The organism is Kineococcus arenarius subsp. arenarius (assembly GCF_050871845.1).
In the GTDB taxonomy this organism is placed as follows: Bacteria; Actinomycetota; Actinomycetes; order Actinomycetales; family Kineococcaceae; genus Kineococcus.
The window spans coordinates 1-5,611 of record NZ_JBJLSE010000149.1 but is presented as its reverse complement, the minus strand read 5'-3'; the positions used below and the strand labels follow the sequence as shown (position 1 = coordinate 5,611).

Below are 5,611 nucleotides of genomic sequence, written 5' to 3'. Positions count from 1 at the left end.
CCGCGCGCGCATGTTCCGGGGGGCGGGCGCCCCCCGAGCGGGGGGGCGGGGGGCGTTTGGGGCCCCCCCGCCCCCAGCCGGCCAGCTCCGGCGGCAGCGGCGGCAGCGGCACGGGCCGCGCTGCGGTGCGCTCGCGCACCACGTAGGTCCCGGCGAGCAGGTCGCCCACGCGCTTGCCGCGCGCGGTCAGCAGCGCGCAGACGATCGCCGGGCTGCCGGCCAGCGCCCACAGCTCGAAGAACCCGGCCAGGGCCCGCACGACGGCGTGCCGGAAGCGCACCGGGCCGCCGTCGTCGCGCACGGCCCGCACGCCCGCCACCAGCTTGCCCAGCGACCGGCCGCGGGTGGCGGTCTCCACGGCCGTCGGGATGCCGATGAGGCACAGCACCGTCTCGGCGAGCACGACGGCCGCGGTCGCGGCCTCGTCGGTGCTGGAGAGCAGGGCCTGCGAGGCGTACAGCAGCGCACCGAGCACCAGCAGGTGCACGACCGCGTCGATCGCCGCGGACAGCAGCCGGGACGCGAAGGACGCCGCCCGCAGCCCCAGCACCACCGCCTCGCCGGTGACGACGTCGCCGACGGGGTCGGCCGGGCGCGCACCGGCGGGCGGCACGGGCCCGGCGGGCGGCGCGGGAGCCGGGTGCGCGGCGGGCCGCGGGACGTCGGTCGGTGCCACCGGGGCACCGTACCCGCCGGCCCGGCACCGCGGCCGGTGCCGCCGCGGTGCCCTGCGACGGCGGTCGCGCTCACTACTGTGGCGGGGTGGACGTCGACGCCTTCCGAGCCGTGCACGAGCAGGAGTGGGCGCGGCTGCGCGAGCTGGTGCGCCGCCGCCACCTCACCGGCGAGGAGGCCGACGAGCTGGTGCGCCTGTACCAGCGCACCGCCACCCACCTGTCGGTCCTGCGCTCGGCGCAGTCCGAACCGGTGCTGCTGGACCAGCTGTCCACGCTGCTGGTGCGGGCGCGCTCGCGGCTGACCGGCTCCCGCTACACCTCCTGGCGCCAGCTGGGCCACTTCGCCGGCCGGGGGCTGCCCGCGGCGCTGTGGCGGGTGCGGTGGTGGTCCACCGCCGCCGCCGCCTACACCGCGGTGCTCGCCGTGGCGGCGGGCGCCTGGATCGCCGGCAACCCCGCGGCCCAGGCCAGCCTGTTCGGCTCCCGCGAGGACATTCGCCGCCTCGTCGAGGAGGACTTCGCCGGCTACTACTCCGAGTACGCCAACGCCTCCTTCGCGGGGCGGGTGTGGACGAACAACGCGATGGTCGCCGCCACCTGCGTCGTGCTGGGCATCACGGGCGTGTTCGTGCTGGTGGCCCTGACGCAGAACGCCCTCAACGTCGGCCTGCAGGGCGGCCTGCTCGTCGACAACGGGCGCGGCGAGGTGTTCTTCGGCCTCATCGCCCCCCACGGCATCCTGGAGCTGACGGCCGTGTTCGTGGCCGCCGGGGCCGGGCTGAAGCTGTTCTGGACGTGGGTGGCGCCCGGGCCGCGCAGCCGCGCGCAGGCCCTGGCCGTCGAGGGGCGCGCCATGGTCGGCCTGGCGCTGGGCCTGGTGGTGGTGCTGTTCGTCTCCGGCCTCATCGAGGGGTTCGTGACGCCCTCGCAGCTGCCCACCGCGGCGCGGGTGGGCATCGGCGTGCTGGCCGAGGTGGCGTTCCTGCTGTACGTGGTGCTGCTGGGGCGGCCCGCGGCCGCCGCCGGGGAGACCGGCGACGTGGACGCCCGCTTCGCCGGCGACGCCGCGCCCGTGAGCGGCTGACCGCCCGCCGGGCGGCCCGGGGACGGCCCGGCCGCGGCGCAGCCGCCGCGGGGCCGCCTCAGAGCCGCCCGGCCGCCTTCAGCGCCAGGTAGCGGTCCGCCAGGGCGGGGGCCAGCTCGTCGGGGGCGGCGTGCACCACCTCCACCCCCAGCCGGGCCAGCAGCGCCGCGGTGGCCTCCCGCTCGGCGGCCGCGGTCTCCGCGGCCGCCGCCGTGTACACCTGCTCGGCGTCGGCGCGCGCGCGGGCCAGCTGCAGCAGCGAGGGGTCGTCCACCGCCGCCAGCACCACCGTGTGCCGGGCGGCGAGCTGCTCCAGGGCCGCCACCAGCCCGGAGTCCAGCACCGAGGTGTCCAGGGCCGTCAGCAGCACCACCAGGGCGCGCTGGCGCGCCATCGAGCGCACCTGGGCGGTGACCGCGTCCCAGTCCGCCTCCACCAGCGACGGCTCCAGCCCCGCCAGCGCCTCCACCAGCTCCGGCAGCAGGCCCGTGCGCGAACCGCTGCGCACCCGTGCGCGCACCCCGCGGTCGTGCGCCAGCAGGTCCACGCGGTCACCGGCGCGCGCGGCCAGCGCCGCCGTCAGCAGCGCCGCCTCGATCGCGGCGTCCAGGCGCACCTCCACCCCGCCGGGGCCGCCGCCGATGCGTGCGGCCGCGGTGCGCGAGGCGTCCACCACCAGCACCACCCGCCGGTCGCGCTCGGGGCGCCAGGTGCGCACCACCACCGACTGCCGGCGCGCGGTGGCCCGCCAGTCGATGGAGCGCACGTCGTCGCCGTCGACGTAGTCGCGCAGCGAGTCGAACTCGGTGCCCTGCCCGCGGTGCTGCACGGCGCTGCGCCCGTCCAGCTCCCGCAGCCGCGCCAGCCGCGAGGGCAGGTGCCGGCGGGAGGAGAACGGCGGCAGCACCCGCAGCCGCCCCGGCAGCGTCCGCGAGCGCTGCCGGGACGCCAGGCCCAGCGGCCCCGTGCAGCGCACGGTGACGCGGTCGGCGAAGCGGTCCCCGCGGCGGGTGGGCACCAGCACCGTGCTCAGCCGCCGGCGCTCCCCGGGGGGCAGGTCCAGGGCGTGCCGCTCGCCGCGCGCGCCCGCCGAGGGCTGCCAGGCGTCGCGCAGGACGCCCCGCGCGCGCCGCCGGCCGGTGTTGGCCACGAGCAGCTCGGCGGTGCACGGCTCACCCAGGCGCACCGCCGGCAGCGGCGCGCGCTGCACGGACACCGCCCGCGGGGAGGCGGCCAGGGCGACGTCCACGCCCACCAGCACCGCCGACAGCGCCAGCCACGCCCAGAACGCGCCCCAGCCGGGCCGCAGCGCCAGCGCGACCAGCCCCAGCAGCACCAGCAGCGGCGCGCGCCCCGTCAGCGCCACCCGGTCCTCCTCGCGGTCCTCCTCGCGGTGCTCACCGCGGCACGGGCACGGCGCCGAGCACCGAGTCCAGCACCGCGTCCACGCTGACGCCGTCCAGCTCGGCCTCCGGGCGCAGCTGCACCCGGTGCCGCAGCGTCGGCCGGGCCAGGTCCTTGACGTCGTCGGGGGAGACGTAGTCGCGGCCCGACAGCCACGCCCAGGCCCGCGCCGTCGCCAGCAGCGCCGTCGCCCCTCGCGGGGAGGCGCCCAGCGCCAGCGAGGGGGAGGAGCGGGTGGCCCGGCACACGTCGACGACGTAGCCGAGCACCTCCCGGGAGACCTGCACCGCGCGCACCGCGCGGGTGGCCAGCTCCAGGTGCGCGGGGGTGGCCACGGCCCGCACGCCCGCGGCGGCCAGGTCGCGCGGGTCGAAGCCGGCGGCGTGCCGGGCCAGCACCTCCACCTCGTCCTCCCGGGCGGGCAGCGGCAGGGTCAGCTTCAGCAGGAACCGGTCCAGCTGCGCCTCGGGCAGCGGGTAGGTGCCCTCGTACTCCACCGGGTTCTGGGTGGCGGCCACGATGAACGGCGACGGCAGCGGCCGCGGCACCCCGTCCACGGACACCTGCCGCTCCTCCATCGCCTCCAGCAGCGAGGCCTGCGTCTTCGGCGGCGTGCGGTTGATCTCGTCCGCCAGCAGCAGGTTCGTGAACACCGGGCCCTCCCGGAAGCTGAACCGGGCGGTCTGCGCGTCGTAGACCAGCGAGCCGGTCACGTCGCCGGGCATGAGGTCGGGGGTGAACTGCACCCGCTTGGTGTCCAGCTCCAGCGCCGCGGCCAGCGTGCGCACCAGGAGCGTCTTGGCCACGCCGGGCACGCCCTCCAGGAGCACGTGCCCGCGGCACAGCAGCGCGATGACGAGGCCGGTGACGGCGGGTTCCTGGCCCACGACGGCCTTGGCGACCTCCTGGCGCACCGCTCGCAGCGCGTCGCGGGCCTCCTCCACGCCGGGGCCGTCGGCGGCCGGGGTGACCGCGGGGGCGGCGACGCCGGCGGCGGTGGCCCCCGTCGCGCGGGCGAGGGGGCCCGTCGTGCCGTCCAGGGGGGTGCTGCCGGGCTGTCCTGCCGGGGTGTCGCTCACGTGCTGCCCTTCCGTGCGGGGGAGTCGGGGTGTCCCAGGGGGGCGGTCAGGTGCTGCACGAGCGCACCCGCCGCTCCAGGGCGTCCAGGTCGGTGGCCAGCCGCACCAGCGCGGCGTCGTCGGCGGGTGCCGGGCCGTCCAGGAGGGCCAGGACCTGCTGCGCCGGGGTGCCCGTCAGCCGCGCCACCTGGTCGGCGACGTCCCCGGCGCCCGCGGCGGCGTCCAGCCGCACCACCAGCCGCAGGCGCCGCAGCGTCGCCGACCGCAGCGCCCGGGCGGCCCGGTCGCCGGCCCGGGCGCCGGCGTACAGCCGCCCGTGCCCCTCGACGGTCTCCGCGGCGCGCACCACCACCGGCAGGGGCTCGCTCACCAGCCGGCCCAGGCGCCGGCCCCGCCACAGCGCGGTGGTCAGGCCCGCCACCAGCAGCAGCGCGCCGGCCGGCGCCACCCAGCCCGGCGCCAGGGACGTCAGCGGCACCGTCGGGGAGTCGGTGTCCAGCGGGTCCGGCAGGTACCAGACCACGGTCGGGGAGGCGCCCAGCGTGCGCAGCGACAGCGCCGCGTCGCCCTCCAGGGCGGCGTAGCGGTTGGTGAGCACGTCGCCCTGGCCGAGCACGACGAGCTCGGCGCGGCCGGTGGCCGGGTCGGCCGGCAGCCGCACGTAGGAGCCGCCGTAGCAGGTGGTGCCGTCGGTGCCCGTGCGCAGCGCGTACGCGCGCCCCCCGGCCCGCGCGGCGCCGGCCGCCGACGGGGCGGGGGCGTCGCAGCCCGGTTCCAGCACGCGCTCGTCACGGGTGCCGGTGGTGCGCACCCCGCGGGCGACCGCGCCCAGGGCGTCCAGGGCGGTCTCCGTGGGCTCGACGAGCACCAGCCGGACCCCGGCGGCGGCGAGCGCCCGCCAGCGCTCCCGCGCCAGCAGGTCCGGGTCGGTGACGAGCACGGTGGTGCCCGCGCCGCCCTCGCGCACCGCGGCCAGGACCGTGTCGAAGGTGCGCTCCTGGCGCACCCGCACCCCCTGCTGCTGCAGGACCTGCGCGACGGCCCGGGCGCCCTCCGGGGCGGTGGAGTCCGCCGCCAGGGCCTCGCGCGAGGTGCGCGGGGCCAGCAGGGTCAGCAGCAGCACCAGCGCCACCACGAGGGCTGCGACCAGCAGCGGTCCGCGCCACGGCCGGTGGGGGCCGCCCGCGCCGGCGGGGCCGTCCAGGGGGCCCGCCGCGCCGGTCGCGGGGGGGGGGGGGGGGGGGGGGGGGGGGGGGGGGGGGGGGGGGGCGGGGGGGGGGGGGGGGGGGCGGGGGGGGGGGGGGGGGGGGGGGGGGGGGGGGCGGGGGGGGGGGGGGGGGGGGGGGGGGGGGGGGGGGGGGGGGGGG

Annotated in this window: 5 protein-coding genes; 1 reads left to right on the top strand and 4 read right to left on the bottom strand. The window is 79.6% G+C overall.

Translation table 11 applies throughout. From position 1 onward, the window contains the following. Positions 1-676, bottom strand: a 676-nt coding sequence (locus tag ACRYM0_RS20090; protein ID WP_432507617.1) for an RDD family protein, incomplete at its 3' end; no start/stop codon positions are given. Between the two features lie 86 nt (positions 677-762). On the opposite strand from ACRYM0_RS20090, the gene ACRYM0_RS20085 reads away from it, so the two are divergent. Then, positions 763-1,761: a stage II sporulation protein M gene (locus ACRYM0_RS20085; RefSeq protein ID WP_432507616.1), complete on the top strand. Its 999-nt coding sequence runs from the start codon at positions 763-765 to the stop codon at positions 1,759-1,761. A 58-nt stretch (positions 1,762-1,819) separates the two neighbouring features. Here ACRYM0_RS20085 and ACRYM0_RS20080 read toward each other — a convergent pair whose 3' ends face one another. From ACRYM0_RS20080 to ACRYM0_RS20070, 3 genes are all read right to left on the bottom strand, one after another. Then, positions 1,820-3,127, bottom strand: coding sequence for a DUF58 domain-containing protein (locus ACRYM0_RS20080; protein ID WP_432507615.1), 1,308 nt, complete (start codon positions 3,125-3,127; stop codon positions 1,820-1,822). A gap of 31 nt (positions 3,128-3,158) precedes the next feature. Next, complete coding sequence (locus ACRYM0_RS20075; protein WP_432496167.1) at positions 3,159-4,109, bottom strand: AAA family ATPase; 951 nt, start codon at positions 4,107-4,109, stop codon at positions 3,159-3,161. A 181-nt stretch (positions 4,110-4,290) separates the two neighbouring features. Further along, entirely contained in the window at positions 4,291-5,367 is a 1,077-nt protein-coding gene (locus ACRYM0_RS20070) for a DUF4350 domain-containing protein (protein ID WP_432507614.1), read from the bottom strand. Positions 5,368-5,611 lie beyond the last annotated feature (244 nt).